Genomic DNA, 24,320 nt, shown 5'->3' with positions numbered 1-24,320 from the left:
ACCCCACCGGGCCGTAACGTGCCCGACATGGCCTTTCGGACGTGGGGCAGGCTGCTGCTCACGGCGCTCGGGGTGAGCGTGCTGGCCGGTGCCGGCCAGCTCGGCATCGCGTACGGCTTCGGAGTCGTCCGCCTCGACGGCGCGTTCGTCGACGGCTCGGTCAACCGGTGGCCGGCCCAGCTCGTCTGGGTCGCCTGGTTCGCCGCGGTCGCCACCGTCGCCGGCGCCGTCCTCACCGAGCGCCTCGCCCGCCGCGACGACCGTCCCGGCGGCACCACCGAGCTGCTCTCCGTCGCCGGCGTGAGCGCGCTGGGCGCGATCGTGGTCGCCCCGCTCTGCATGCAACCGGCCCGCGCCGCCGAGCTGGGCGGCTCCGTCGACCCGGTGTGGGCGGCCGGCATCTGCGCCGTCCTGGGCGCGGTGGTGGGCGCGGGCGCGGCGATCGCCGTGCTGCTGAAGCCACCGTTCGGCTGGGGCGTCGCGGCCACCGCCGCGATCGTCTGGCTGCTGGCCCTGCTCTCCGTGGCGCCGGCGATCGTCACCAACCGGCCGCTGGCCACCGTGCGGCTCGGCGTTCTCGAGCCGTCCTGGCTCGACGCCGGGACGGCGCAACGCCTGGCGATGCTGCTGCTGCCCACGCTGGCGCTGCTCGCGGGCGGCGCGCTCGGCGTGCTGGCCCGCCGGGCCGGGCACCCGCCGCTCGTCGGCGGCGCGGCCGGGGCGGCCGGGCCGGTGCTGGTGGCCTTCGCCTACCTGACCGCGGGCCCGGGCACCGCGACCGACCGCTACCAGGTGGCGCCCTACTACGGCGCGTTGATCGCGATCGTCGCCGGGGCGCTCGGCTCGACCGCCACCACTGTGCTCCCCCGGCCCGTCACCGGGACCGACGCCGTCGACCCCACCGACATCCTCGCGCCACTGCCGACCGGCGCGCCACTGCCGACCGGCGCGCCACTGCCGGCCGGCGCGTCCGCCCCGGCAACGGCGGCCCTGGCCACAACCGGCGCGCCGGCACCCGCGCACTGGGACTGGCCCGAGGCAGGTGGGCCGACCGCACCGCGGCGCGCCGCCGCCGTGCAGACCGACCCGCCGACACCGACCGACGCCGGGACCGACCGACCGGCGCCGACCGGTGCGCAGGCCGACCGACAGACGTCGCCGGGCGACGAGGACGCGACCCGTGGCCTGCCGATGCCCGGCCTGTTGCCGCCGGGCCGGCGGACCTCGGCGATCGACGTCCTGGCGGCCGGCCGTTCCGGTCCGCAGCCGCCGGCCGGGCCGGATCCGCTCGGCACCGGCACCCGGGCACCGGCTGGTGGACCGGCCGAGGCCGAGCCACCGCCGACCGCCGAACCGCTCCAGGCCGGACCCGAGCCGCTGACGGCCCCGGCGACCCTCTCCGAACCGCGCACGGTCCCGATCGACGCCGAGCCACGCACGGTGCCGATCGACGCCGAGCCACGCACGACCCCGGCGACTGTCGACGCCGCGACGGCCGATGCCTCGCCCACCGACGCGGCCATGCCGGGAACGACGCCGCGAGCCACCCGGCCACGGCGTGGTCGCACCGCCGCCGGGTCCACGCCGACGGCGGACGGACCGACGCCGACGGACCGTTCCGCGGAGCCGTCGGTGGGCGCGGCCACGCTGGCCGGCGGCCCTGCCCCGGCACCCGTCGGGAACGACGCCGCTCCGACCGCTGCCCCCCGGCGGCGCGCCGCCCGCCGCCCCGCGGCCCCGCAGCCGGTGACCCCGCCGGCCACCGCACCGCAGCCCGTGACCCCGCCGGCCACCGCACCGCAGCCGGTGACCTCGCCGGTAGCCGCCCCGCAGCCGGTGACCCCGCCACCCGCCGCCCCGCAGCCCGTGGTCCAGCCGGCCGCGGCCCAGCCGCCAGCCGGCGCCGCCGCGGCCGGTGCGTCCGTGCCGGCGCCGGACGACCCCGTCGCGCCGGCCGAGCCGCCGGTCGCGGCACCGAAGCCGGCCCGTCGCCCGCGCAGCTTCTTCTTCGCCCCCGAGCCGGCCGACAGCCCCGCCCCGCCCTCGTCGCCCCGACCGCGGTATCCCATCTTCGACGACGTGACCGAACGGCCGGGAGACGTGCGGCCGGCCTGGCCGATCCCCCCGGTGGCGAGCCGCCCGACCGACACCGTCGCCACGGGAGAACCGTCGACCGGCCCCGGGAAGCCGCCGGGCGAGCCGGCCGCGACGGGTGGACCGGCCGGCGCACCGGGCCGGACCGTGACCGACCGGGACGGCGATGACGCGACGGTCCGGGTCGAGACGGCACCTCGTCCCCGCCACCAGGGTCTGCCCGAGCCGGGCCGGAGCACGGGATGGGACGCCCTCGCCACCAATGCCCGCCGCGCCGGCCGGACCGGACCCGGCGCGACTGTCCCGGCCCAGGGCGACGACGCGGGAACGGATCCGACCGGATCGGCCGGTCCGGGTGCGGAGACCTCCGACCGGGAGACCACCTCGGGCCGGCACGCCGGGGCGGACGAAGCCGAGGCCGCCGGCGGGAAGTCGAAGGGCCGGCGCGGCCTGTTCCGCCGCAACCGGGACCGGAGCGGGTCGGCACCGGCCGACGACGCGGCCGAGCCGAGTGCCACCCCGGACGAGGAGTACGTCGACTGGGTCGCCGGTCTCGCCTCCGACGACAATGCCGACGACGCCCACTCCCTGCGTACCGGCCGGCACCACCGCGACTGAGTCGTGAGCCGGCGCGCCCGCCGACGACCAGATCTTGGTACGGAACCGCCCCGCCGAGGGCCGTTCCGTACCAAGATCTACTGATCTCCCCGCACGTGGACGAGTTCAGGCCAGCGGCAGGTAGACCCGGGAACCTCCGGCGACGAACTCCTCGGACTTGCCGCGCATGCCCCGCGCCGCGTAGTCCTTCAGCTCCTGGGTGATCTTCATGGAGCAGAACTTCGGCCCGCACATCGAGCAGAAGTGCGCCGTCTTCGCGGGCTCGGCGGGCAGCGTCGCGTCGTGGTACGCCCGCGCCGTCTCCGGGTCGAGCGCCAGGTTGAACTGGTCCTCCCAGCGGAACTCGAACCGCGCCTTGGACAGCGCGTCGTCCCAGGCCTGCGCGCCGGGATGCCCCTTGGCCAGGTCGGCCGCGTGCGCGGCGATCTTGTACGCGATCACGCCCGCCTTCACGTCGTCCCGGTCCGGCAACCCGAGGTGCTCCTTCGGCGTCACGTAGCACAGCATCGCGGTGCCGAACATGCCGATCATCGCGGCCCCGATCGCGGACGTGATGTGGTCGTACGCGGGCGCGACGTCGGTGGTCAACGGACCGAGCGTGTAGAACGGCGCCTCGTGGCACCACTGCTGCTGGAGGTCCACGTTCTCCTTGATCTTGTGCATCGGCACGTGCCCCGGACCCTCGATCATCACCTGGACGTCGCGTTCCCAGGCCACCGTCGTCAGCTCGCCCAGCGTGCGCAGCTCGGCGAACTGGGCCTCGTCGTTGGCGTCCGCGATCGAGCCCGGACGCAGCCCGTCACCGAGGGAGAAGGTGACGTCGTACTTCGCGAGCAACGAACACAGCTCGGCGAAGTGGGTGTAGAGGAAGTTCTCCTCGTGGTGCGCCAGGCACCAGGCCGCCATGATCGAGCCGCCCCGGGAGACGATGCCGGTCACCCGATCCACGGCGAGCGGCACGTACGGCAGGAGCACCCCGGCGTGCACCGTCATGTAGTCGACGCCCTGCTCGGCCTGCTCGATCACCGTCTCGCGGAACACCTCCCAGCTCAACTTCACCGGGTCGCCGCCGACCTTCTCCAGCGCCTGGTAGATCGGCACGGTGCCGATCGGCACCGGCGAGTTGCGCACGATCGCCTCGCGGGTCTCGTGGATCCGCTTCCCGGTGGACAGGTCCATCACGGTGTCCGCGCCCCACCGGGTGGCCCAGGTCAGCTTCTCCACCTCGTCGGCCACCGACGACGTCACCGCCGAGGTGCCGATGTTGGCGTTCACCTTCACCAGGAACGCCTTGCCGATGATCGCCGGCTCGCACTCCGGGTGGTTGACGTTGAGCGGCAGCACCGCCCGCCCGGCCGCGATCTCGTCCCGGACGAACTCCGGCGTCACCCCCTCCCGGATCGCCACGAACTCCATCTCCGGCGTGACGGTCCCGGCCCGGGCGTACGCGAGCTGGGTGGGACGGGTCCCCGCCAGCGGCGTGCCGGCGCCTCGGACCGGCGCGACATCGCCCCGCTCGGCGATCCACGGTCCGCGCAGCGCGGGCAGCCCCACCTCCGGGTCGGAGCCGGGGCCGGAGGTGTCGTAGAGCCGCACCGGCGGGTTGTCCCCGGTCAGCGTCACCTCGGCGAACGGCACCCGGACGCCCGGCCGGGTCCCCTCCACGTACACCTTGCGACGTGCCTGCATGACAGCCTCCCTGTCGCTCAAGCGGACCAGCCGAAGTGGTCCAGCGGGCCGTGTCCCGCGCCCAACGCCCAGCTCCGCGCGCCGGTCAGCGCGCGGGTCACGTACTCCTTGGCGGCGGCCACCGCGACCGGCGGCGGATCGCCGGCGGCCAACCGGACCGCGACGGCCGCCGCGAACGAGCAGCCGGTGCCGTGGTTGTGCCGCGTCGCCACCCGCGGCGCGCGCAGCAGCCGCGTCGTCCCACCGCCGGCCAGCACGTCCACCGACTCGCCGGCCGCGTCGGCGTCACCGCCGGTGACCACCACGAACGCCGGTCCGCGCGCGGCCAGCGCCTCGGCCGCGGCGACCATCTCCTCGACCGTGCCCACCTCGCGTCCGGTGAGGGCCGCGGCCTCCGCGCAGTTCGGCGTCGCCACCTCGGCGTACGGGAGCAGCCGCTCGACCGCCTCCACCACGCCGAGCCGGTGCCCACTGGTGGCGACCAGCACCGGGTCGACGACCAGGTGCGGCAGCCGGCCGCCCCGGGCCACCTCGGCCACCGCGTCGGCGACCGCCGGGGTGCCGAGCATCCCGGTCTTCACCGCGCGGACGGCGAAGTCGCCGAGCACGCTGGCGAGTTGGTCGCGCACGGTCTGCGGGGGCAGCGGCAGGACCGCGTCCACGCCCCGGGTGTTCTGCGCGGTGACGGCCGTGAGCACGCTGGTCCCGTACGCGCCGAGCGCGGCGAACGTCTTGAGGTCGGCCTGGATGCCGGCGCCTGCGCCGGAGTCGGAGCCGGCGATGGTCAGAACTGTCTGCGGCGTCACTGCGTTCCTCTGGTGGTCGCGGTGGGGGGCTGCGGTTCTTTGGTCGCGGTGGGGGGCTGCGGCCGACCGTGCCCACTCCGGGCGGTCAGGCTTGATCCCTCCGTGGTCACGGTCGGCCGCAGCCCTCTCGGGGGGACGTCCGTCGGTGGGTGGAGGGTGCCCGACAAGCGGGTGGCCGCCTCTTCGAAGGTGCCCGAAGTCAGGGGTGACGTCGGGGTGGGCGCCTGCGGGAAGGCCTTGCCGAGCGTGGTGGCGGTGTGGGTGGGGTTCTCGGCGCGCATCAGTGCACCGAGGACGGCGACGCCTGTGGCGCCCGCGTCGACGCAGGCCCGCACCTGGTCGGGGGTCTCGATGCCGCCGAGGGCGAGCACCGGCACGGGGCTCACCTGCACCAGTTCGCGTAGGCCGTCCGGGCCCAGCGCGGGGCCGTAGCCGGGTTTGGTGCGGGTCGGGAACACCGGGGAGAGGGTCGCGTAGTCCTCGGTGGTCAGTCGGGCCAGTTCGGCGGCGTCGTGGCAGGAGCGGCCGACCAGCGCGAGGCGAGACGGCGGGTACGGGCCGGCGGCGGGCAGGTGCACGGCGTCGCCGTCGAGCGGGTCGGGGCCGGCGACGATCAGCGTGCCGCCGACGTCGGCGAGCACCGCCCGCAGCGCGACGGCGAGGGCGAGGCGCTCGACGCGGGGCAGGTCCTTCTCCCGCAGCACGACCCACCGCACTCCCCCGCCCACCGCCGCCGCGACGACGTCCGCCAGCGGCCGCCGAGCCACCCGCCGATCCGTCAGCAGCACCAGCCCGCCCGGGCGTCGACGGACCCTGGTACGCATCCGCCCCTGGATGGGCGCGTTCGTACCAAGATCGGAACAGGCCGTCACAGGTCCGGTCGACCTTCGTCGGGAGTGGACGGCAGGGCGTGGTCGCGGCGGGGGATGCGACCCGCGCCGTACGCCAGACGGCCGGCCTCGACCGCGTACCGCATCGCGGTGGCCATCGCCACCGGGTCGGCGGCCCGGGTGACGGCGCTGGCCAGCAGCACCGCGTCGCAGCCCAGCTCCATGGCGAGCGCGGCATCGGAGGCGGTGCCGACGCCCGCGTCGAGGATCACCGGCACGTCCACGGCCTGCCGGACCAGCCGGATGTGGTGCGGGTTGCCGATGCCCAGACCGGACCCGATCGGCGAGCCGGCCGGCATCACCGCCGCGCATCCCACGTCGGCCAGCCGGCGGGCCAGTACCGGATCGTCCGAGGTGTACGGCAGCACGGTGAATCCGTCAGCGACCAGGTCCTCCGCGGCGCGCAGCAGTTCCACCCCGTCGGGCAGCAGCGTGCGCTCGTCGCCGATCACCTCCAGCTTCACCCAGTCGGTGTCGAACGCCTCCCGGGCCAGGTGCGCCGTCTTCACCGCCTCCACCGCGGTCCGGCAGCCGGCCGTGTTCGGCAGCAGCCGTACGCCGCAGCGCGCCAGCAGGTCGAGCAGCCCGCCCGGCCCGCCCGGCGTGGTGTCCACCCGGCGCAGCGCCAGCGTCACCAGCTCGGTGCCGGAGGCGCGGATCGCCGCTTCCAGCACGTGCAGGTTGGCCGCGCCGCCGGTGCCGAGCACCAGCCGGGAGCCGAACGTGACGCCGCCGATCTCCACGGACATCCCGCTCACCCGCCCTGCGCGGCGCTGAGCACCTCGACCCGGTCGCCGTCGCGCAGCACGCTCGCCGGCCAGCCGCCGCGCGGCACCACCTCGCCGTTGACCGCGACCGCGACGCCGCGCTGCTGCCCGGTGACCGCGCGGACCACCTCGGCCACCGTGGCGCCGTCGGGCAGCGTCCGTCCCGTGCCGTTGACGATCAGTTCCACAGGTGCTCCTTCGCGAACCGGTCCGGGGTGAAGGGGGCGAGCGCCGGATCCGGCTCGCCGGTGACGATCAGCTCGGTGACCAGGTCGGCGGTGACCGGGGTGAGGACGATGCCGTGCCGGTGGTGCCCGGTCGCGGCGAGCACGTCGGGCCGGCCGGGCAACGCCCCGAGGATCGGCGCGTTGTCGGGGGTGCCCGGGCGCAGCCCGGCGACCGCCTCCACCAGCTCGTACTCGGTCAGCTCCGGGACCAGCTCGGCGGCGGCGCGGAGCAGCCGCAGCACACCGCTGGCGGTGACCTCGGTGTCCGCGCGTTCCTCGACGGTCGCGCCGACCACCACCTCGCCGCTGTCCCGGGGCACCAGGTAGACCGGGTCGCCGTCGGCGTACCCCCGGATCACGTGCCGGAAGCCCGGTGGACCGCCGGCGGGCGCGCGGAGCCGGAGCACCTGCCCCTTCACCGGCCGCACCGGCAGCCCGGTCAGCGCGGCCGCGCCGCAGCCGGCCGCGACCACGGTGACCCGCGCGTCCACCTCGGACAGCGCGCCGACCCGTGCCGGCCGGAACACCACGCCGGCCCGCTCCGCCGCGACGCGCAGCGCGGCGACCAGCCGCCGCGGATCGACCTGGTGGTCGCCGGGCGCGACCGCGCCGCCGCGCACCCGGGTGGCCAGCGCCGGCTCGCGGTCGCGCAGCGCCGACGGGCGCAGCGGCGTGATCGGCAGTCCCAGCCCCTGCTGGTACGCCCACAGCCGCCCCGCCTCGGCCAGGTCGTCGGCGGTGAGCCCGACCACCAGCGTGCCCTCGGTGCGGTGGCCCGGGTCGACGCCGCTCGCCTCGGCCAGCTCGGCGGCGAAGCCGGGCCAGCGGGCCGCCGACTCGACGAGCAGCGCGGTCAGCTCGTGCTCACCGAAGTACGCCTCGGCGACCGGGGAGAGCATGCCGGCGGCGACGTGCGACGCGCCGGACCCGGGGCGGTCGTCGTACACACTCACCCGCAGCCCTCGCTGCGCGCACCGCCACGCGATCGCCAGCCCCACCGGCCCCGCCCCCACCACCCCCACCTCGGTAAGGAAGGGCCCCCTGTTAACGCTTTCGGTAGAGGAGGGGGCCCCGCTTAACACGTCAGCGCCCCGAGCAGCTCGGCGGTGGCGTGCGCGGGATCGGCCGCCGAGCTGAGCGCGCCGACCACCGCCACCCCGTACGCCCCGGCGGCCCGCAGCGCCGGCACCGACGCGGCGGTCACCCCGCCGATGGCGATCACCGGCACGGTCACCGCCCCGGCGACCGCGCGTACCCCGTCCGGGCCGATCGGCGCGGGCAGGCCCGGCTTCGTGGTGGTGGTGTGGCACGGGCCCACGCCCAGGTAGCTGGCCCCGGCGGTCACCGCGGCCCGGGCGGTGTCCGGCTCGCGGGCGGTCGCGCCGAGCACCGCGCCGGCGCCGAGCACGTGCCGGGCGGCGGCCACCGGCAGGTCGTCCGCCCCGACGTGCCCACCGGCCGCACCCACCGCGAGCGCCACGTGCAGCCGGTCGTTGACCAGGCAACACGCCCCGTACGGCCGGCACTCCTCGACCACCCGGCGGGCCAGTTCGTACGCCTCGCGATCGGTGGCGTCGTCCGCCACCCGCACCTGCACGACGAGTTCGGCGCGGGCCACCGGCAGGGCGGCACGCAGCACGCCGAGCGGATCCCGCCCGGACCGGGTGTCGGTGATGAGATGCAGTCGTCCCAGGGACGGCACGGCAACGCTCCTCCCTGCGCCGGCATTATCCGGATCAGGTTCGACGGTCGGGGGCTGTCAGCCCCCCTCTCAGCCCGGTCCGCACCGGGCTCCCGTGGGTCACTTGCGGCCTACCGTACGACGCGTCCCCGCCGGGCGGAAGACCTGGTGAGGTTTTTCCCAGGACGGCACCACTCGGCGGACCGGGTCAGCGGGTGACCGTCCCATCACGACACGCTGCCCGGATGTCCACCTCCGCCCGTGTCCCGCAGCGCCTGTCCCACCTGCCGTTCCGAGGCAGCCGTGCCGTCTCCGGAGGGCTGCTGACCTGGACGATGCTGCGTGGGCCGACCTGGGTCCGGCTGCTGCCGGACGTGTACGTGCACCGGGACGGGCTTCGTGCCGACGACCACCGGATGTGGTGCGACGCGGTCGCGTTGCGCCTGCCACCAGGCGCCGCGCTGGCCGGTCGCAGCGCGGCCTGGCTGCTCGGTGTCGACCTGCTCGCCCGGGGCGACCGGGTCACCGTGCTCCTGCCGACCGGTGCCCGGCTGCGCCCGCACCCTCGGCTGTCGATCGTGCGGTCACCACTGCCCGGTGCGGATCGCCGCTGGTTCGCGGGGCTGCCGGTCACCACCCCGCTGCGCACCGCCTTCGACCTCGGCCGTCAGGGTGCTCGTGCGGAAGCCCTGGTCGCTGTGGACGCGCTGCTGCGTCGGCAGGTGGTGAAGCTCCCCGCCCTGCGGGCCTACGCCGCCGACCGACCAGGCTGGCCGGGTTCGCGGCTGCTGCGTGAGGTGTTGGCGCTGGCCGAGCCGCTGAGCGAGTCCCCGATGGAAACCCGCCTGCGGCTGCTCCTCCTCGACGCCGGGCTCGGCCCCCTCACCGCCCAGCACGAGGTGCGTGGTGGTGGTCGCTTCCTGGCCCGGGTGGACCTGGCCTGGCCGGCGCTCCGCATCGCGGTCGAATACGACGGCGACCAGCATCGGGAACGAGCCCGGTTCCGGCGGGACGTGGCACGCCTGAACGCGCTCCGCTCGGCCGGCTGGATCGTGCTCCGCTTCACCGCCGACGACGTGCTGCGCCGTCCGGAGGCCACGGTCGCCCTGGTCCGTCAGGCCATCGCGGAACGCCGCACCCCCGCCCCGCCCCGCTGACCCGTGCACGCGTCCCCCGCCCACGCCAGCGCCTCCCACCCACACCTATGACGTTCCACTCACCGCGAGCACCAAGCGCGGGTGGAACGCCATGGGTGTCTCACCGCCCCTTTGGCACCCATGGCGTTCCACTCACGACGAGCGCTGGCCGTGGGTGGAACGCCATGGGTGCCTCGAAAGGGGTGGCGGCATTTCGCCGAGTGGCGAAGCCACGCGGCCAGGCCGCACACGTGGGCACGCCGCACACGCGGGCGACGCCGCGCGGGACGGTCAGAGGAGGGCGTCGAGGGTGTCCTGGTCCTCGTCGGTGGGCTGCCAGGTGCCCGCCTCGGCGTTGGCGCGTACCTGCTCGGGCGTGGTGGCGCCGGCGATCACCGAGGTCACCGCGGGCCGGGCGGCCAGCCCGCCGATGGCCACCTGGAGCATGCTCACCCCGCGCTCGGCCGCGTACGTCTCGATCGCCTCGATGGTGTCCCAGCGCGCCGCGGCCAGCCGCTCGGCGTACCGGCCGCCGCCGGCGAGCCGGCTGCCCTCCGGTGGCTGCTGACCACGCTTGTACTTGCCGGTGAGCAGCCCGTTGGCGAGCGGGAAGAACGGCAGCATGCCGAGGCCGAACCGCTCGCAGGCGGGGATCACCTCGTCCTCCACCCCGCGCTCCAGCAGCGAGTAGTGGTTCTGCGCGGAGATGAACCGGCTGTGCCCCTGCGACGACGCCGTCCAGTCCGCGTCGGCGATCTGCCAGCCGGCGAAGTTGGAGTTGCCGAGGTAGCGCACCTTGCCGGCGGTCACCAGGTCGTCGAGCGCGGCGAGCGTCTCGTCGATCGGGGTGCCCGGGTCGGGCTCGTGCATCTGGTAGAGGTCGATGTGGTCGGTGCCGAGCCGGCGCAGCGACGCCTCGACCGCGCGGGCGATGTAGCGGCGGGCGCCCCGGGCCCCGTGGTCCGGCCCGTTGGCGCCGTGCATGTCCATGCCGAACTTCGTGGCGACCACCACGTCGTCACGGCGGCCCTTGAGCGCCTGACCGAGCAGTTCCTCCGAGCCGCCCTGGGGTTCGCCGTAGATGTCGGCGGTGTCGAAGAAGTTGATCCCCGCGTCGAGCGCGGCGTCCACCACCGCCCGGGTGCCGTCGCTGTCGAGTTTGCGGCCGAAGTTGTTGCAGCCGATGCCGACCACGGAGACCACGAGCCCGGAGTCGCCCAGCCGGCGATAGGTCATCTCACTCACGAGATCCACCCTATGCCTGCCGGCCGCGGGCGGCGCCTCAGCCGAGGACGTCGTCGGCCAGCGCGCGGGCGGCGCGCACCGTCGCCGCCAGCTCCGCCGGGGTACGCCCCACCGTGCCGAGCAGCGTCTGCGCCCGTTCGGCGAAACCCGGCGGCGCGCCCGGCAGCCGACCGGCGGAGGCGAGCATGCCCTTCTCGTTGACCAGCCACCGCCCGGCCCGGCCGTGCAGCGCCTGCGCGAGCACCCCGACCACCCGGAACAGGCAGCCGGCCACGTAACCGGCGTCGCCGCCGGACGCGCCCTTGGCCGCGGCGTCGAGCAGCAGGCCGGTCTCCCAGCCGCCGGCCACCAGCGCGGCGCCGAGCGCGGGCGGGTAGTCGACGGTCTCGGCGCGCAACGCGCTCAGCTCGCCGGTCGGGTCGGCGTGGACCCGGCCGAGCGCCACCTCCCCGGCGTACGCGTGCGAGTAGAACCCGAGCGGGTGCCCGGCCTGCACGGTCACCGTGTAGCGGCCGGCCCGGCAGTCCGCCCAGACCCGGTGCACCCGGTCCAGGTCCCGGTAGATCCAGTCGACCGCCGCCCCGCCGACGCGCAGCCAGCCGCCGCCGTCGACCCAGGGGCCCCAGCCGCCGGGGGCGGTGAGGTCCACCGGGCCGTCGGCGATCGAGGTGGCGATCGCGCGCAGGCCGGCCAGGTCCGGCGTACCCCGGTAGTAGAGGCCGACGTCCCAGTCGGAGTCGGGCCGGTGCTCGCCACGGGCCCGGCTGCCGCCGAGCGCCACCGCGACCACGCCGTCGACCGCGCAGAGCCGGTCCGTCAGCTCCTGGTCGATCATCCGACGTCCCAGACCGGCTCCGGCGTCTCCACCACGTCCCCGTCGCCGCGGAACAGCACGAACCGGTCGAAGGTGCGGGTGAACCAGCGGTCGTGGGTGACCGCGATCACCGTGCCGTCGAACGCGGTCAGGCCCGCCTCCAGCGCCTCGGCGGAGGCCAGGTCGAGGTTGTCGGTCGGCTCGTCGAGCAGCAGCAGCGTGGCCCCGGACAGCTCCAGCAGCAGCACCAGGAAACGGGCCTGCTGGCCGCCGGAGAGCGTGCCGAACCGCTGGTCGCCCTGGCCGGCCAGCTCGTAGCGGGACAGCACGCCCATGGCCGCGTGCCGGTCCATCCCGGCCCGGTGCTCGTCGCCCCGCCACAGGATCTCGACGAGCGTCCTCTCCATCAGCTCCGGCCGGTCGTGGGTCTGCGAGAAGTGCCCGGGCCGGACCCGGGCGCCGAGCCGGACCACGCCGTCGTGCGCGACCGCTGTGAGCGCGGCAGCGCCGTCGACCGGGGTGTTGCCCGGTTCGGGGTCGGTGCCGCCGCGGGCCAGCAGGCGCAGGAAGTGCGACTTGCCGGTCCCGTTCGCGCCGAGCACCGCGACCCGGTCGCCGTACCAGATCTCCAGGTCGAAGGGGTAGGTCAGGCCGTCCAGCTCGAGCTGCTCGGCGATCACCGCACGCTTGCCGGTCCGCCCGCCGGTCAGCCGCATCCGGATGTCCTGGTCCTTCGGGGGTACGGGCGGCGGTCCGGCCTCCTCGAACTTGCGCAGCCGGGTCTGCGCGGCCTGGTACCGGGAGGCCAGCCCGTCGTTGTACGCGGCCTTCTGCTTGTACATCAGCATCAGCTCGCGCAGCTTCTGGTGTTCCTCGTCCCAGCGCCGGCGCAGCTCGTCGAGGCGGGCGTGCCGGGCCACCCGCGCCTCGTGCCAGCTCGCGAAGCCGCCCGGGTGCACCCAGGCGCTGCCGCCCTCCACGGCCACCACCCGGTCGGCGGTCTGCGCCAGCAGCTCGCGGTCGTGCGAGACGTAGAGCACCGACTTGCCGGACTCGCGCAGCCGCGCCTCCAGCCACCGTTTGCCGGGCACGTCGAGGAAGTTGTCCGGCTCGTCGAGCAGCAGCACCTCGTCCGGGCCGCGCAGCAGCAGTTCCAGGGCGAAGCGTTTCTGCTGGCCGCCGGAGAGGGTGCGGACCGGCCGGTCCCGGGCGCTGTCCCACGGCAGGTCGAGCACGATCGTGGTGACGGTGTCGAAGAGCACCTCGGCGTCGTACCCGCCGCTCTCACCCCAGGCGGCCAGCGCGTCGGCGTACGCGAGCTGGGCCTTGCCGGCGGCGGAGCTGTACTTGCCGCGGACCTCGGCCGCGCGCATGGCCGCCTCGGTCTCGACGAGCCGGTGCCCGGCGTCGCGCAGCGCCGGCGGGGCGAGCGACAGGGCCAGGTCGGCGAGCGTCGAGTCGTCGCCGATCATGCCGATGAACTGCCGCATCACGCCCAGGCCGCCGGCGCGGGCGATCGCGCCGCTGCGCACCGGCAGGTCGCCGGCGACCATTCGGAGCAGCGTCGTCTTGCCGGCGCCGTTGGGGCCGACGAGCGCGACCTTGGCGCCCTCGCCGACCCGGAACGACACCTCGCCGAACAGCTCCCGCCCGTCCGGGAGGATGTGCCCGACCCCTGCCACGTCCACGTATCCCACGCCGGCATCCTGCCCGAGCCGGCGGTGCGGGCGACACCGGATTACCGGGTGACGCGCAGCACCCGGTAGCCCTTCTGGCTGGCGTGCCGCTCGACCTGCCAGCCCTGCTCGACGAGCCAGCGGTGCAGCGAGTCGCCGCCGAGGTGACGGGCGACGACGAGCCAGGCCACGCCGTCCGGGGTGAGCCGGGGCAGCCAGCGCAGCAGCAGGTCGTGCAGCTCGGCCTTGCCGATGTGGATCGGCGGGTTCGACCAGATCTGGGCGAACGTGACGTCCGCCGGCAGGTCGTCCGGCGCGACGGCCCGGACCCGGTCGGCGGCGCCGATCCGGTCGGCGTTGGCGGCGGTGAGGGCGCGGGCGCGTTCGTTGACGTCGACCGCCCAGACGGTGGCGGCCGGCGCGACGGTGGCCAGGACGCAGGTGATCGGGCCGAACCCGCACCCGATGTCGAGCAGCGGGCCGGCGACGTCGGCGCCCGGCAGGTCGGCCTTGCGCAGCAGCACCGCGGTGCCGGGGTCGAGCCGGTCGGCGGAGAACACTCCGCCGGCCGAGCTGAGCGCGTAGTCGCGCCCGGCGACGGAGAACTCGACCTCGCGCGGCCGGGCCGGGGTCGAGGGTTCAGCGGTGAAGTAGTGGTCGCCGGTCACGCCGGCATTCTCGCACCGCCGGGCGGCGGGCCGGGCGACGGTACGGCGGGCAGGGGCGGACGCCACTCTGCCGGAATTTCCCAATATTGCCCTCGAAAGGGACAATCGGTCTTACTCTATCCCACATGGTGTACCGGTACGAGTCCGATGAGGACGCCTTCCTGGAGTACCCGGAGCCCGGGCCCGCGGCCGCGACGCCGCCTCCGGCAGGTCCGTCGCCCTCCCGCTTCCCGACGCCGTCGCTGCCGCCGGCCCGGGCCACCCGGCCGGCCCTCGACGACGCCCGGGCGCCTGCTCCCGCGCCGCCCGCGCCCGCGCCGGCGCCGGGTCCACCCGCGCCGCCCGGGGAACCCTCGCCGGTGCCGCAGCCGCTGCCGCCCACGCCGCAGCCCGTGCCCGCCGCGTCGACGCGGCCCACCGTGCCGATCCCGGCCAGCCCGACGTTCCGCGCCACCGACGTGTCCGAACTGCCCCGCAGCCGGCGCGCCGACCGTCGCGGCGGCCGCGTCTGGCAGACGCTGATCGGCGGCGCGGCCGTACTGCTCCTGCTCTCCCTCACCGGCCTGGCCGTCGCGGCGCTGCTCGACGAGCGGGCCGCCACGCCCCCGGCGAGCCAGCCCACCGCGCAGCCCACAGCGGCGGACACGGACCCGCCGGGCCGGTCCGACCTGGACTCCCGGGACACCGACCAGACGTCCGTCACCGTCAAGGAACTCTTCCCCGGCAAGCAGCTGGTGATCACCGACGGCAAGCCCGCCTACCGGGTGCTCAAGACCCAGGCGAGTGCGAACTGCGCGGTCGCGGCCACCGGAGAGATCGCCGACCTGCTGGTCCGGCTCGGGTGCAACCAGGTCGTCCGGGGCACGCTCCGCTCCCCCGACGGCGACCACCTGCTCACCGCCGGCCTGTTCAACCTCACCGACCTGGCCAGCGCCCAACGGGTACGCGACCGGATCCGCCCGCTGCTGGACGACCGGCAGGGACGGTTCCGCGGCCTGGCGACGGGCGACGACGACACCGAGGTGGTGGAGAAGGCCGCCGCCCGGGTCGGCTGGCAGGTACGCGGGCACTACATCGCCTTCTGCCTGGTCACCCGCGCCGACGGGGAGCGGATCCCGACCGACGACGCACGCGCCCGCGAGATCATGTACGACCTGGTCGAGCTGCACCTGAACCGGGGCGTGCTGGACCGCCGGGCATCCGGCGGGACGGCCGGACAACCCAGCGGCGGCCCGACCGACGACAGCGCCGGCCAACAGAGCACCGACGACTGATCCGGACCGGCGACGGCCCGTCACCGCAGCGGGGTGGCGGGCCGTCGCCGTGCCCGGGTACGGCCCCGCTCAGCCCTCGGCGACCGGCACCCGCAGCCGGCGGGTGAGGTCGGCGCGGCGGGCGTAGTCGGCCGGGTCGACCGGGTAGCCGACCTCGACCAGGGCGAGGCCGTGCGCCGGGGCCACGGTCACCTCGCTGGACCGTTCCCGACGGGTCAGGAGGCTCGCCGGCCAGGTCACCGGCCGGCGACCGTCGCCGGCGACCAGCATGGCGCCGACCAGGCTGCGCACCATGTTCTGGCAGAACGCGTCGGCCCGCACGGTGGCCACCAGGATCCCGTCCGGGTCGCGGCGCCAGTCCAGCCGGGTCACTTCGCGCAGCGTGGTGGCGTTCTCCTTGCGACGGCAGTACGCGGCGAAGTCGTGCTCGCCGACCAGGCCGGCCGCGGCCTCGTTCATCGCGACCAGGTCCAGCGGCTTCGGCCAGGCCAGGGTGTCCCGCCGGCGCAGCGGCTCGGCGCCCCAGGGCGCGTCGGTGACCCGGTACTCGTAGCGGCGGAAGGTGGCCGAGAACCGGGCGTCGAAGTCGGCCGGCACCTCGGTCATCGCGCGTACCCGGACATCCGTGGGCAGCAGCCGGGCCAGCCGGCGCAGGAGCCGCCCCTCGTACGCGCGCCACACAGCGGCCGGCAGGTCGAGGTGGCAGACCTGCCCGGTGGCGTGCACCCCGGCGTCGGTGCGACCGGCCACGGTCAGGCCGGTGACAGTGCCCGCGCCGAGGACGAGATCCAGCGTCTCCATGAGCACCCCGGCCACCGTGCGTCGGGTGGGCTGGGGGGCCCAGCCGGAGAAGTCGGTGCCGTCGTACGAGACGTCCAGCCGCAGCCGGGTCCGCTCGTCGTCCACCTCGTACCTCCCGTTGACGGCGTCGGGCCCGGCACCCCGCGAGGGGATGCCGGGCCCGACGATGCTGCCTGCGATCAGGCCTTGTCGTTCTCGGTGGCCTCGTCGCTGTCCTCACGTGCGGCGGCGGTGTCGCCCGACGCGGAGACGGGCGCCTCGGCGTCCTGGTCACCGGCGGTCGACTTCGGGGCCTCCTCGGCCGGGGCCAGGGCCTCGACCTTGTCCTGCTGGGCGGCCTTGCGGGCGGCGGTCTTCTTGTTCGCCTTCGGCTCGGCGACCTGAAGCTCCTCCACCAGCTCGATGACCGCCATCGGAGCGTTGTCACCCTTGCGCGGACCGGTCTTCACGATCCGGGTGTAGCCACCGTTGCGGTTGGCGTACCGGGGCGCGATCTGGTCGAACAGGGAGTAGACCACGTCCTTGTCCTTGACGACGCCCGCCACCCGCCGGCGCGAGGCGAGGTCGCCGCGCTTGGCCTTGGTGATGAGCTGCTCGGCCAGCGGACGGAGCCGCCGGGCCTTCGTCTCGGTGGTCTTGATCTTGCCGTGCTGGAACAGCGCGGTGGCCAGGTTGGCCAGCATCAGCCGCTCGTGCGCGGGGCTGCCGCCGAGGCGGGGGCCCTTGGTGGGCGTGGGCATGCTTGGTGCTCCTCAGGTGTGGCGGCAGCGCGGACTAGAGCTGCTCGGTCTCGCGGTAGTCGTCGGTGTCGTAGTCGGCCTCGCCGAAGGCGTCCACGACGTGCGCCGGGTCGAAGTTCGGAGCCGAGTCCTTCAGCCCCAGGCCCATCCCGGCGAGCTTCATCTTGACCTCGTCGATCGACTTCTGACCGAAGTTGCGGATGTCGAGAAGGTCGGCCTCGGTACGCCCGATCAGCTCACCAACGGAGTTGATGCCCTCGCGCTTGAGGCAGTTGTAGGAGCGGACGGTGAGGTCCAGCTCCTCGATCGGCAGAGCCAGGTCCGCGGCCAGCTGGGCGTCCTGCGGGGACGGCCCGATGTCGATGCCCTCGGCGGTCTCGTCCAGCTCACGGGCGAGCCCGAACAGCTCCACGAGCGTCGAGCCGGCGGAGGCCAGCGCGGTACGCGGGCCCATCGACGGCTTGGTCTCGACGTCGATGATCAGCCGGTCGAAGTCGGTCCGCTGCTCGACGCGGGTCGCCTCGACGCGGTACGTCACCTTGAGCACGGGCGAGTAGATCGAGTCGACCGGGATCCGGCCGATCTCGGCGCCCGCCTGCTTGTTCTGCGCAGCGGTGACGTAGCCCCGGCCCCGCTCGACGGTCAGCTCCATGTCGAGCCGGCCCTTGCCGTTGAGGGTCGCGAGCTTCAGGTCCGGGTTGTGCACCGAGACACCGGCCGGGGGCTGGATGTCGCCGGCGGTCACGTCGCCCGGGCCCTGCTTGCGCAGGTACATGCTGACCGGCTCGTCGTGCTCGGAGCTGACGCACAGCTCCTTGATGTTCATGACGAGCTCGACCACGTCCTCCTTGACCCCGGGGATCGTGGTGAACTCGTGCAGGACACCGTCGATCTTGATCGAGGTGACCGCCGCACCGGGGATGGACGACAGCAAGGTACGCCGCAGCGAGTTGCCGAGCGTGTAGCCGAAGCCGGGCTCCAGCGGCTCGATGGTGAACCGGGACCGGGTCTCGTTGATCGACTCTTCGGAGAGAGACGGTCGCTGGCTGATGAGCATCTTTTCTCTTCTCTTCCGGGGCGCCCGCTATTTGACGCCCACGACACAACTGTTCCGGTGGCCCGCCCCGGAGGACGGGCCACCGCAACGAGCCCTTACTTGGAGTAGAGCTCGACGATCAGCTGCTCCTGGACCTGGGTGTCGATCACCTGGCGGGCCGGGAGCGAGTGCACGAGGACCTTCATCTGGCTGGGGATGGCCTCGAGCCACGCCGGAACGGTCTTGGAGCCGGCCTCGGCCTGCGCGACGATGAACGGGGTGAGCTCCTTGCTCTTGCCCCGGACCTCGACGATGTCGTGCTCCTTGACGCGGTACGACGGGATGTCGACCTTCTTGCCGTTCACCGTGAAGTGACCGTGCTTGACCAGCTGACGGGCCATGTCCCGGGACTTGGCGTAGCCGGCCCGGTAGACCACGTTGTCCAGCCGCGACTCGAGGATCTGCAGCAGAACCTCACCCGTCTTGGCCTTCTTGCCCACGGCCTCTTCGTAGTAGCCGCGGAACTGCTTCTCCAGCACGCCGTAGACACGGCGGGCCTTCTGCTTCTCACGGAGCTGGAGCAGGTACTCCGTCTCCTTCGTGCGGCCGCGGCCGTGCTGCCCGGGCGGGAACGGCCGGGACTCGAACGGGCACTTCGGGCCATCGCACTTGCTGCCCTTGAGGAACAGCTTCATCTTCTCCCGCCGGCAACGGCGGCAGTCAGCACCGGTGTAACGAGCCATCTCTCTCTAACCTCTCAGACCCGGCGACGCTTCGGCGGACGGCACCCGTTGTGCGGCTGCGGCGTGACGTCGGAAATCTGTCCGACCTCGAGACCGGCGGCCTGCAGCGAACGGATGGCGGTCTCCCGGCCGGAGCCGGGACCCTTGACGAACACGTCGACCTTGCGCATGCCGTGCTCCATGGCCCGACGCGCGGCGGCCTCGGCGGCCAGCTGCGCGGCGAACGGGGTCGACTTGCGGGAGCCCTTGAAGCCCACCTGGCCGGAGGAGGCCCAGGAGATGACCGCACCGGTCGGGTCCGTGATGGACACGATGGTGTTGTTGAAGGTGCTCTTGATGTGCGCCTGCCCGTGGGCGACGTTCTTGCGTTCCTTGCGCCGGACCTTCTTGACGGCGGCTCCGGCACGAGCCTTCGGTGGCATAAGTCTTCTGCGCTCCTATTACTTCTTGCCGGGCTTCTTCTTGCCGGCCACGGTCCGCTTCGGGCCCTTCCGGGTCCGCGCGTTGGTCTTGGTGCGCTGTCCACGCACGGGCAGACCGCGACGGTGCCGGATGCCGGCGTAGCAGCCGATCTCGACCTTGCGGCGGATGTCAGCGGCGACCTCGCGGCGCAGGTCGCCTTCAACCTTGTAGTTGCCCTCGATGTGGTTCCGGAGCTCGACGAGCTCCTCGTCCGTGAGGTCCCGAACGCGCTTGTCCGGCGAGATGCCGGTCGCGGCGAGCGTCTCCAGGGCGCGGGTGCGACCGACCCCGAAGATGTAGGTGAGCGCGATCTCCATCCGCTTTTCGCGGGGGAGATCCACGCCGACTAGACGTGCCATGTGCGGGCGTACTCCTCATGTCTGTGGCGGAGGTGTGGACCCGTCCCACCCCGCTGCCCGAGCGGGCCCCGGCCTCCGACCGGGGGTCAACCACGAGGGGTACGCGTGACGCGCACCGTCCGCGGCTGGGACGAGCTTGGTGATGTGGGGCGTCAGCCCTGGCGCTGCTTGTGGCGCGGGTCGGTGCAGATGACCATGACCCGGCCGTGCCGGCGGATAACCCGGCACTTGTTGCAGATCCTCTTGACGCTCGGCTTGACCTTCACGGTTGCCTTACTTCCCATCTGGCCCGGAGCGCGCAAGCGCGACCCGGACGTCGAAGACGGACACGGGACGTCCCGGCCGCCGTCAGGCTTACTTGTAGCGGTAGACGATGCGCCCGCGGGTCAGGTCGTACGGCGACAGTTCGACGACGACCCGGTCCTCCGGCAGGATGCGGATGTAGTGCTGCCGCATCTTGCCGCTGATGTGCGCGAGCACCTTGTGGCCGTTCGCGAGCTCCACCCGGAACATGGCGTTCGGCAGGGGCTCGATGACCCGACCCTCGATCTCGATGGCTCCGTCTTTTTTCGGCATGTACTCCGCTGTCCTGACGTCGGTTGCTCCGGACGGCCCACAACGTCTTACACGGGCCACCCGATCAAGATCAGGAAGCCCGCGCCAGCCGCGGCTCCGACTCCCACCGAAGCGCAGGGTGGGCATGGCGGAGTGGACGCTGTGCGCCGATCTGAAAGTGTACGCCGCGCGAAGCGCTGCCGCCAAACCGACCGGCAGGCAGGTCACCCGCAGGGCGTGGATGTGACGACCGTCATGCCTCCGGCAGCTCCCGGCCCGCGTCGTCCTCCCGCTTCGCCCGGCGTCGGGCGTCCCGCTCGACCTCCTTGCGCCGGCGGCGCTCGGCCGCCCTGGCCGGTTCCCCGGTCGCCAGCCCCTGCCAGATCTGGAACAGCACCACGGCACCCCACGGGCCGAGCACCCAGAGCGGCCAGTAGTACCCGAACCCGCCACCCAGCCCGGAGACGAACCAGATCGCGGTCAGGATCAGGGCCACCTTCAGCCAGGGGCCCCCGGTCTCCATCAGCCAGGCGGCGCGCTCCCCGCCCGCCGCCACCGGAGCCGGGCCGGCCACCGGCGCCGCCACGCTCTCCCCGGCCGCGCGGGGGGCCGGCAGCGCGCGCTCCCCGGGCAGGTCGCTCAGCAGGTCGTCCAGCTCGCCGTAGGTCTTGGCCCCGTACGCCCGCCCCAGTCGCTCGTCGTACTCGTGCAGGCCGAGGCGGCCCTCCTCCAGCGCCACCCGGAGGCGCTCCGCGATGGCCTCCCGGTCACTGTCGGCCGCCCGCATCTCCCGCTGCCCGTCCATGGCCGCAAGGATGCCACCGTCCCGCCACCGGGCGGAAACGCATGGCCGCATGATCCCTACCAGCTCGCCGAGGTTGCGGCATCGGACCCAGCCCGACACCGCCAGATCGCCGAACTGGAGTCGATCAACCAGCCCGGGCCGAGGCCGGGCCGAGGCCGGGCCGGGCCGGGCCGAGGGACTCCCGGCGCGGGCGTCAGCGGGCCGGGGAGTCCGCGGGCTGGCGGGAGGTGACCAGGTCGCCGAGCCGCGCCCGACCGCCGTCGACAGCGGTCAGCACCCACACCCCGTCGTCCAGCAGCGCCATCGAGTGCTCGACGTGCACCGCCATCGAGCGGTCCCGGGTCACCACCGTCCAGCCGTCGGACAGTTCGACGGTACGCGGGGAGCCGGCGGTGATCATCGGCTCGATGGCGAGCGCCAGGCCGGGCACCAGGCGCGGACCCTTGCCGGGGCGGCCGTGGTTGAGCACGTGCGGGTCCTGGTGCATCTCGGTGCCGATGCCGTGGCCGCCGTAGCCGTCCACGATGCCGTACCGCCCGCCCTTGCGGACCGCGGTCTCCACCGCGTGCGAGATGTCGGTGAGCCGGCCCCGACCGGACGCGGCACCCCGGGCCGCCGCGGCGATCCCGGCCCACATCGCGTCCTCGGCGACCTCGGCCATCCGCAGCAGCGCCGGGTCGACCTCCCCCACCGCCACCGTGACCGCCGCATCGCCGTGCCAGCCGTTCAGCACCGCGCCGCAGTCGATCGAGATCAGGTCGCCCTCGCGCAGCACCTGCTTCGGCGACGGGATGGCGTGCACCACCTGCTCGTTGACCGAGGAGCAGATCGACGCCGGGAAGCCGTGGTAGCCCTTGAACGACGGGACGGCGCCGGCCTCCCGGATGGTCGTCTCGGCGATCGCGTCCAGGTCGGCCGTCGTCACGCCGGGCGCGACCGCCTCCCGCATCCGAGACAGGGCGCGGGCGACCACCAGACCGGCGGCCCGCATCAGCTCGATCTGCTCGGGGGTCTTCAGCTGGACGTCCAGCTGGGGACGGCGCATGACGGCGTCACCTTTCGTTACACGGAACAGCGGGGCACGTCTCGCGTACCCCGCTGTTCGTACTCTATCCGCCGGTGTGAGGTCAGCCGCCGTACGACCGCAGGGCGTCGATGGCGCGGACGGTGACGTCCTCCACCGGCCCGGCCGCGTCGATGCCGACCAGCTTGCCCTGCGCGCCGTAGTAGTCGACAAGCGGCGCGGTCTTCTCGGAGTATTCCCGGAGCCGGGCGGCGATCGTCTCCGGCTTGTCGTCGTCCCGCTGGAACAGCTCCGCGCCGCAGCGGTCGCAGACGTCCTCCCGGCTGGGGGCGTCGAACTCGACGTGCCAGATCTTGCCGCAGCCGCGGCAGGTGCGCCGGCCGGAGAGGCGCCGGATCACCTCGTCGTCGTCGACGACCAGCTCCAGCACCAGGTCCAGCGCGGTGCCCAGGTCGGCGAGGAGCTTGTCCAGCTCGGCGGCCTGCGGCGTGGTCCGCGGGAAGCCGTCGAGCAGGAACCCCTCACCGGCGTCCGGCTCGTCGAGCCGGTCCCGGACCATGTTGATGGTGACGTCGTCCGGGACCAGCTTGCCGGCGTCCATGTAGCGCTTCGCCTCGACCCCCAGCGGCGTGCCCTGGGTGACGTTGGCCCGGAAGATGTCGCCGGTGGAGATCTTCGGCACCGAGAGGTGAGCGGCGATGAACTCCGCCTGTGTGCCCTTGCCCGCACCCGGCGGGCCAACCAGAACGAGTCGCATCTACCGCAGGAACCCTTCGTAGTTCCGCTGCATGAGTTGGCTCTCGATCTGCTTCACGGTCTCCAGACCGACGCCGACCATGATGAGCACAGCGGTGCCGCCGAACGGGAAGTTCTGGAACTGCTGGTTGTCCAACCAGATGAAGAAGAAGTTCGGCAGGATCGCGACGATGCCCAGGTAGAGCGCGCCCGGCAGGGTGATCCGGCTGAGGATGAAGTCGAGGTACTCGGCGGTCGGCTTGCCGGGGCGGATGCCCGGCACGAAGCCGCCGTACTTCTTCATGTTGTCCGCGACCTCGGTCGGGTTGAACGTGATCGACACGTAGAAGTACGTGAAGAAGATGATCAGCAGGAAGTAGATCGCGATGTGCTCCGGCGCGCTCGCCTTCACGATGTGGTTCTGGATCCAGGCCTGGGTCTTGCCCGGGTCGTTCTGGTCGAAGAACTGGAGCGCGAGCGTCGGCAGGTAGAGCAGCGACGAGGCGAAGATGACCGGGATGACGCCGGCCTGGTTCACCTTGAGCGGGATGTAGGTCGACGTGCCGCCGTACATCCGCCGGCCGATCATGCGCTTCGCGTACTGGACCGGGATCCGCCGCTGCGCCTGCTCGATGAAGGTGACCGCGGTGATGACCAGCAGCACCAGGGCGATGACGAGGAGGAACATCCCCCAGCCCTTGGTGGTCTTGATCTTCCAGCCCTCGCTGGGGAGCCGGGCCGCGATCGAGGTGAAGATCAGCACGGACATGCCGTTGCCGACGCCCCGGTCGGTGATCAGCTCGCCGAGCCACATCACCATGCCGGTGCCGGCGGTCATGGTCAGGACCAGGATGCCGAGGGTGAGCCAGTCCGGGATGCCGGTGCCCCGGGGCACGATCGGGAACTGGTCGCACTGGTTGTTGAACAGCTGCCCGGAGCGGGCCAGCGCCACGAACGCGGAGGACTGGAGGATGCCCAGGCCCAGCGTGAGGTAGCGGGTGTACTGGGTGATCTTCGCCTGACCGGCCTGGCCCTCCTTGCGGAGCTGCTCCAGGCGCGGGATCACCACCGTCAGCAGCTGCAGGATGATCGACGCGGTGATGTAGGGCATGATGCCCAGCGCGAAGACCGAGAGCTGGAGCAGCGCGCCACCGGAGAAGAGATCCAGCAGGTTGAGCACGCCGGTGCTGCCCTGGATGGTGTCGAGGCACTTCTGCACGTTGCCGTACGAGACGCCCGGGCTGGGCAGCGTGGCGCCCAGCCGGTAGACCGCGATGATGCCTACTGTGAACAGCAGCTTCTTGCGCAGGTCAGGCGTACGGAACGCACTGAGAAAGGCGGACAGCAACTTCTTCCTCCTGCGCGACGCGGGCCGCCGGTGACGATCCCTGGCGGGGCGGGGTGGATGCCGGGCCCAGTGCCCGGTATCCATGGCTGGCAACGGACTCTAACAGTCCGATCCCGGTCCGGGCAGA

General features: G+C 73.5%; 25 protein-coding genes, 1 pseudogene and 1 riboswitch. Of the genes and pseudogenes, 3 read left to right on the top strand and 23 right to left on the bottom strand.

Annotated features, from left to right (window positions below; genetic code table 11):
• The first annotated feature begins 27 nt into the window (after nucleotides 1-27).
• Complete coding sequence (locus O7598_RS03160) at nucleotides 28-2,712, top strand: hypothetical protein (protein ID WP_269689928.1); 2,685 nt, start codon at nucleotides 28-30, stop codon at nucleotides 2,710-2,712.
• A gap of 105 nt (nucleotides 2,713-2,817) precedes the next feature.
• Here O7598_RS03160 and thiC read toward each other — a convergent pair whose 3' ends face one another.
• From thiC to thiE, 7 genes and pseudogenes are all read right to left on the bottom strand, one after another.
• On the bottom strand, nucleotides 2,818-4,401 hold the full coding sequence (thiC, locus tag O7598_RS03155) for a phosphomethylpyrimidine synthase ThiC (RefSeq protein WP_269689927.1): 1,584 nt from the start codon (nucleotides 4,399-4,401) through the stop codon (nucleotides 2,818-2,820).
• Between the two features lie 17 nt (nucleotides 4,402-4,418).
• Nucleotides 4,419-5,207, bottom strand: a complete 789-nt coding sequence (gene thiD / locus O7598_RS03150; protein WP_269689926.1) for a bifunctional hydroxymethylpyrimidine kinase/phosphomethylpyrimidine kinase — start codon at nucleotides 5,205-5,207, stop codon at nucleotides 4,419-4,421.
• Nucleotides 5,208-5,437: 230 nt separating this feature from the next.
• A pseudogene (locus tag O7598_RS03145) lies at nucleotides 5,438-6,031 on the bottom strand (thiamine phosphate synthase); the annotation flags it as partial.
• 44 nt (nucleotides 6,032-6,075) lie between these two features.
• Complete coding sequence (locus O7598_RS03140) at nucleotides 6,076-6,855, bottom strand: thiazole synthase (protein ID WP_269689924.1); 780 nt, start codon at nucleotides 6,853-6,855, stop codon at nucleotides 6,076-6,078.
• Nucleotides 6,852-7,052: a sulfur carrier protein ThiS gene (gene thiS, locus O7598_RS03135; RefSeq protein ID WP_269689923.1), complete on the bottom strand. Its 201-nt coding sequence runs from the start codon at nucleotides 7,050-7,052 to the stop codon at nucleotides 6,852-6,854. The genes O7598_RS03140 and thiS overlap by 4 nt, the downstream gene beginning before the upstream one ends.
• Entirely contained in the window at nucleotides 7,043-8,173 is a 1,131-nt protein-coding gene (thiO, locus tag O7598_RS03130) for a glycine oxidase ThiO (RefSeq protein WP_269689922.1), read from the bottom strand. Before thiO ends, thiS begins: the two co-directional genes overlap by 10 nt.
• A complete protein-coding gene (thiE, locus tag O7598_RS03125; RefSeq protein WP_269689921.1) occupies nucleotides 8,167-8,793 on the bottom strand; it encodes a thiamine phosphate synthase in 627 nt (208 codons plus the stop codon). Before thiE ends, thiO begins: the two co-directional genes overlap by 7 nt.
• A riboswitch (TPP riboswitch) is annotated at nucleotides 8,788-8,899 on the bottom strand. It overlaps the preceding gene by 6 nt.
• A gap of 118 nt (nucleotides 8,900-9,017) precedes the next feature.
• Here thiE and O7598_RS03120 point away from each other — a divergent pair.
• Nucleotides 9,018-9,929 carry a DUF559 domain-containing protein gene (locus O7598_RS03120; protein ID WP_269689920.1) on the top strand — a complete coding sequence of 304 codons (912 nt, stop codon included), beginning with the start codon at nucleotides 9,018-9,020 and terminating at the stop codon, nucleotides 9,927-9,929.
• A gap of 270 nt (nucleotides 9,930-10,199) precedes the next feature.
• On the opposite strand, the gene O7598_RS03115 is transcribed toward O7598_RS03120, so the two are convergent.
• From O7598_RS03115 to O7598_RS03100, 4 genes are read right to left on the bottom strand one after another with little or no spacing between them, the layout of a single operon-like run.
• Nucleotides 10,200-11,162: an aldo/keto reductase gene (locus tag O7598_RS03115; protein ID WP_269689919.1), complete on the bottom strand. Its 963-nt coding sequence runs from the start codon at nucleotides 11,160-11,162 to the stop codon at nucleotides 10,200-10,202.
• Between the two features lie 28 nt (nucleotides 11,163-11,190).
• Nucleotides 11,191-11,988: a nucleotidyltransferase family protein gene (locus tag O7598_RS03110; RefSeq protein ID WP_269689918.1), complete on the bottom strand. Its 798-nt coding sequence runs from the start codon at nucleotides 11,986-11,988 to the stop codon at nucleotides 11,191-11,193.
• On the bottom strand, nucleotides 11,985-13,664 hold the full coding sequence (locus O7598_RS03105) for an ABC-F family ATP-binding cassette domain-containing protein (protein WP_269689917.1): 1,680 nt from the start codon (nucleotides 13,662-13,664) through the stop codon (nucleotides 11,985-11,987). The genes O7598_RS03110 and O7598_RS03105 overlap by 4 nt, the downstream gene beginning before the upstream one ends.
• Nucleotides 13,665-13,705: 41 nt before the next feature.
• A complete protein-coding gene (locus tag O7598_RS03100; RefSeq protein ID WP_269689916.1) occupies nucleotides 13,706-14,311 on the bottom strand; it encodes a class I SAM-dependent methyltransferase in 606 nt (201 codons plus the stop codon).
• A gap of 125 nt (nucleotides 14,312-14,436) precedes the next feature.
• On the opposite strand from O7598_RS03100, the gene O7598_RS03095 reads away from it, so the two are divergent.
• Nucleotides 14,437-15,585 (top strand): hypothetical protein, encoded by a 1,149-nt coding sequence (locus O7598_RS03095; protein ID WP_269689915.1) that lies wholly within the window; start codon nucleotides 14,437-14,439, stop codon nucleotides 15,583-15,585.
• Nucleotides 15,586-15,654: 69 nt separating this feature from the next.
• On the opposite strand, the gene truA is transcribed toward O7598_RS03095, so the two are convergent.
• From truA to secY, 12 genes are all read right to left on the bottom strand, one after another.
• Nucleotides 15,655-16,491 carry a tRNA pseudouridine(38-40) synthase TruA gene (gene truA, locus O7598_RS03090; protein ID WP_269689914.1) on the bottom strand — a complete coding sequence of 279 codons (837 nt, stop codon included), beginning with the start codon at nucleotides 16,489-16,491 and terminating at the stop codon, nucleotides 15,655-15,657.
• 74 nt (nucleotides 16,492-16,565) lie between these two features.
• Nucleotides 16,566-17,126: a 50S ribosomal protein L17 gene (gene rplQ, locus O7598_RS03085; protein WP_269689913.1), complete on the bottom strand. Its 561-nt coding sequence runs from the start codon at nucleotides 17,124-17,126 to the stop codon at nucleotides 16,566-16,568.
• Between the two features lie 34 nt (nucleotides 17,127-17,160).
• Nucleotides 17,161-18,183 (bottom strand): DNA-directed RNA polymerase subunit alpha, encoded by a 1,023-nt coding sequence (locus O7598_RS03080; protein WP_007073009.1) that lies wholly within the window; start codon nucleotides 18,181-18,183, stop codon nucleotides 17,161-17,163.
• 95 nt (nucleotides 18,184-18,278) lie between these two features.
• Nucleotides 18,279-18,905 (bottom strand): 30S ribosomal protein S4, encoded by a 627-nt coding sequence (gene rpsD, locus O7598_RS03075; protein WP_091065834.1) that lies wholly within the window; start codon nucleotides 18,903-18,905, stop codon nucleotides 18,279-18,281.
• A 14-nt stretch (nucleotides 18,906-18,919) separates the two neighbouring features.
• Entirely contained in the window at nucleotides 18,920-19,327 is a 408-nt protein-coding gene (rpsK, locus tag O7598_RS03070) for a 30S ribosomal protein S11 (protein ID WP_014440747.1), read from the bottom strand.
• 18 nt (nucleotides 19,328-19,345) lie between these two features.
• On the bottom strand, nucleotides 19,346-19,726 hold the full coding sequence (gene rpsM, locus O7598_RS03065) for a 30S ribosomal protein S13 (RefSeq protein ID WP_013288614.1): 381 nt from the start codon (nucleotides 19,724-19,726) through the stop codon (nucleotides 19,346-19,348).
• Nucleotides 19,727-19,878: 152 nt separating this feature from the next.
• On the bottom strand, nucleotides 19,879-19,992 hold the full coding sequence (gene rpmJ / locus O7598_RS03060; protein WP_012184307.1) for a 50S ribosomal protein L36: 114 nt from the start codon (nucleotides 19,990-19,992) through the stop codon (nucleotides 19,879-19,881).
• Between the two features lie 88 nt (nucleotides 19,993-20,080).
• Nucleotides 20,081-20,302: a translation initiation factor IF-1 gene (infA, locus tag O7598_RS03055; protein WP_007073013.1), complete on the bottom strand. Its 222-nt coding sequence runs from the start codon at nucleotides 20,300-20,302 to the stop codon at nucleotides 20,081-20,083.
• A gap of 232 nt (nucleotides 20,303-20,534) precedes the next feature.
• Entirely contained in the window at nucleotides 20,535-21,068 is a 534-nt protein-coding gene (locus O7598_RS03050; RefSeq protein WP_269694716.1) for a DUF1707 SHOCT-like domain-containing protein, read from the bottom strand.
• A 211-nt stretch (nucleotides 21,069-21,279) separates the two neighbouring features.
• Nucleotides 21,280-22,131, bottom strand: a complete 852-nt coding sequence (gene map, locus O7598_RS03045) for a type I methionyl aminopeptidase (RefSeq protein ID WP_269689912.1) — start codon at nucleotides 22,129-22,131, stop codon at nucleotides 21,280-21,282.
• An 82-nt stretch (nucleotides 22,132-22,213) separates the two neighbouring features.
• Nucleotides 22,214-22,867, bottom strand: a complete 654-nt coding sequence (locus O7598_RS03040) for an adenylate kinase (RefSeq protein ID WP_269689911.1) — start codon at nucleotides 22,865-22,867, stop codon at nucleotides 22,214-22,216.
• Nucleotides 22,868-24,193 carry a preprotein translocase subunit SecY gene (secY, locus tag O7598_RS03035; RefSeq protein ID WP_269689910.1) on the bottom strand — a complete coding sequence of 442 codons (1,326 nt, stop codon included), beginning with the start codon at nucleotides 24,191-24,193 and terminating at the stop codon, nucleotides 22,868-22,870.
• Between the last annotated feature and the right edge of the window lie 127 nt (nucleotides 24,194-24,320).

The sequence above is a fragment of the Micromonospora sp. WMMC241 genome (assembly GCF_027460165.1).
Taxonomy (GTDB): domain Bacteria; phylum Actinomycetota; class Actinomycetes; order Mycobacteriales; family Micromonosporaceae; genus Micromonospora; species Micromonospora humi.
Note: the sequence above shows the minus strand (reverse complement) of the source record. Positions and strands in the feature narration are given on the sequence as shown.